The following is a 3,054-nucleotide window of genomic DNA, read 5'->3' on the forward strand; positions in this document are numbered from 1 at the left end:
CTAGTTAACGATCATAAGTACAAAAATTGGGATAATTTATTTTCTGCTATTCCCTAAATACCATTTTTTAGGTCTTTATTAATTGATAATGGAAATTACCTCTGGTTAAAACCGTTACGGAATTGAATATAAGGAAATATTATTTCTTCTCTTGGTCTCATGGATATGGCTAGAAGACCCATTCTTGCAGACCCGCTCCGCTTTACATGTTGCGTAGCAAAACGACCGCTGTCTTGGTCGATTGGATATGGCGAAGGGGCCTCGCCACCCCTCAACTGCTTTTTTCCCCTTGAAAGGGTCGGCTAATAAAGCTAAATTATTTAATTAATAATTATTCATTATTCATTATTCATTATTCATTATATTGAGATTCACCCTTTGAATTTTTATTTCTCAACAATTCTAATATAATGTAAAATCTTGGAGAAAATAATAACAATAAATTAATAATAATTAATGATGATGAATTTATCGGATTTAAAAAAAGGGCAAATAGCAATAGTAGATCGAATTATCAGCAGTGACGATACAAGAAGAATTGTTCAGAGATTAGAACAAAATGGAGTTGTTTCTAATAAACCAGTGCAAGTCTTGCAGGAAGCCAAATCTTCTAGTCCTTTGCATATTAGAGTCGGTTCAAGTAAAGAAATAACTATCCAACCCCAGGAAGCCGAAATGATAATTGTGAAAACAGATATTTCAGCTAAAGATACGATCCCTGAAAGTACAACAGAATTAACAGAACAAGTTAAAACAGCATCATTAATTTCATTAACTGCTATTAGTATAGTTGCTATCTCTGGATTTTATCGCATCCCAATCGCTAGAGATATTTATCAAGAAAATGAAGCTAAACTTGTATCTAATGTTGTTTATAACTCAAGTTCAACAGAGACAAAAAATCAGCTCTTAGAGACCATAGAGAGAAGTCAAGTTCAACCAACAATGGTAGGAAATATTGAGACGGTAAATCAAACATCTGAATTTTCAGAGAAGGCTACGAAAAAAAATAATCAAAATACCAACAACCATGTAAGAGCAACAACTCATTCTCCACCCCAAAATATAGAGCCAATAGCTAAAAAGATTACAAACAAAACAGAGTTATTAGAATTAAAACAAAAACTATATAATACAATCGATCAAACATGGAAAACTCCCATCAATATAACTTCAATATACCTAGTAAAAGTAGATAAAAATGGAGCGATCGCTGCTTACGAACCTTTCAATCAAATAGCAGCAAATAATCTGGAAAAAACACCTATACCAAGCTTAGTTAATTCTGACGCTACTACTAAAAAAGAATCACTCAAAACAGAATGGGCTGAGTTTACAATTTTATTTTATGATAATGGTAATTTAGAGGTACAACTACAATGAATAATGAATAACTAATAATTAATAATTAATAATTACCTCTTCTTTATTCCTAAGCATTTCCTGCGGAATGCTGCGCAAACAGCTAGCCTCCTGCAGAGGAACTACGTTAACAGCTATTGCTTTTAATTTTAGATAAAAGCTTTACTAATTGAGTCAGAATTTATACTTGCTATAAAAGCTGACTGAAACAGTCTATATCTATTAAAACCCTCTTTTTTTTGCTGAGAGCTAAAGCTAATAGCTGTTTGTGCAGCATTCCGCAGGAAATGCTTACCCTAATTCTTTACATAAAATGGATAAAAAAATAGAATATTGACATAAAATTAGACTATTTGTATGATTAGAAGCAGTAGTTCTAATAACAACTCAATAACTTAATAGAATTACTTAACTACATTGCATAATTATCTAAAATACTATAGATATGAATCAGTCAAAATGTATAGGCAAAGTTTATTTAGTAGGAGCAGGACCAGGAGATCCCGGACTACTGACACTCAAAGGCAAAGTCTTATTAGAGCAAGCAGATGTCGTTATCTATGATGCTCTAGTCAGCGAGCCTATCCTAGCAATGATTAACCCCAATGCAGAAAAAATTAATGCCGGTAAACGTCGTGGTCGCCACTCCCTACCACAAACACAAACAACTCAATTGCTAATTCAAAAAGCTCAAACTCATGCAGTGGTGGTACGTTTGAAAGGAGGCGACCCCTTTGTTTTTGGTCGTGGTGGAGAAGAAATGGAAGACTTAATAGAAGCAGGAGTTCCTGTAGAAGTTGTTCCGGGGGTTACTTCTGGTATTTCTGCACCTGCTTATGCAGGTATTCCCCTGACTCACAGAAATTATAGTTCCTCAGTTACCTTTGTCACAGGTCACGAAGCAACAGGTAAGTATCGAGCAAATATAAACTGGCAAGCGATCGCTCAGGGTTCAGAGACTATTGTAATTTATATGGGAGTTCATAACTTACATAATATTATTACAGAACTTATGGTCGGCGGATGTTCTCCAGAAACACCCATTGCTTTAATTCAGTGGGGAACTCGTCCCGAGCAAAAAGAATTAATTGCTACTCTCGAAACTATTGTAGAACAAATTGAAGTAACTGGGTTTAAAGCACCAGCTATTGCAGTTATTGGTGATGTGGTTAATTTACATCAAATATTAGGTAGTTATCGGAATTTATTTTAACGAAATAAGTTAGAAGTAAATAATTACCAATTAACTAATTATCTCATGAATAAATCTTCAGTTTCGCTCCAGAAAAATCATCTAGTAGCACTCATTCTTGCAGGTGGTAAAAGTTCTCGTATGGGTAAAGATAAAGCTTTAATTCCTTGGCAGAATATACCTATGCTCAAAAGAGTTTATCAAGTAGCTGGTGAATGTACGGAAAAAGTTTATGTTATTACTCCTTGGCCAGAAAAATATCAGCATATTTTACCTACAGAATGTGAATGGTTAACAGAGATTAAAACTGAAGGACCTTTAGTTGCTTTTACTCAGGGATTAGCTCAAATAAATAGTGATTGGATTTTACTATTAGGGTGTGATTTACCTCTATTGAATTTAGATATTATTCAAACTTGGGCAACTCAGTTGAACCAACTTTCTCCTGAAATTTTAGCTTTTGTTCCGAAAACACCTCAAGGGTGGGAACCATTGTGTGG

Annotated in this window: 3 protein-coding genes; all 3 read left to right on the forward strand. The window is 34.3% G+C overall.

Annotated features, from left to right (window positions below; genetic code table 11):
* Nucleotides 1-456: 456 nt before the first annotated feature.
* Nucleotides 457-1,383 (forward strand): FeoA family protein, encoded by a 927-nt coding sequence (locus tag AC3DU7_RS29815; protein WP_488042861.1) that lies wholly within the window; start codon nt 457-459, stop codon nt 1,381-1,383.
* Nucleotides 1,384-1,807: 424 nt separating this feature from the next.
* Nucleotides 1,808-2,575 carry a uroporphyrinogen-III C-methyltransferase gene (cobA, locus tag AC3DU7_RS29820; protein ID WP_488042862.1) on the forward strand — a complete coding sequence of 256 codons (768 nt, stop codon included), beginning with the start codon at nt 1,808-1,810 and terminating at the stop codon, nt 2,573-2,575.
* Between the two features lie 45 nt (nt 2,576-2,620).
* The coding region (locus tag AC3DU7_RS29825) for a molybdenum cofactor guanylyltransferase (RefSeq protein WP_488042863.1) at nt 2,621-3,054 on the forward strand (434 nt) is incomplete at its 3' end.

It is taken from the genome of Okeania sp. (assembly GCF_983059655.1).

Coding starts and splice junctions, on each gene's coding strand:
- AC3DU7_RS29815 (WP_488042861.1), top strand. CDS start 457: ATGATGATGAATTTATCGGATTTAAAAAAAGGGCAAATAGCAATAGTA.
- cobA (WP_488042862.1), top strand. CDS start 1,808: ATGAATCAGTCAAAATGTATAGGCAAAGTTTATTTAGTAGGAGCAGGA.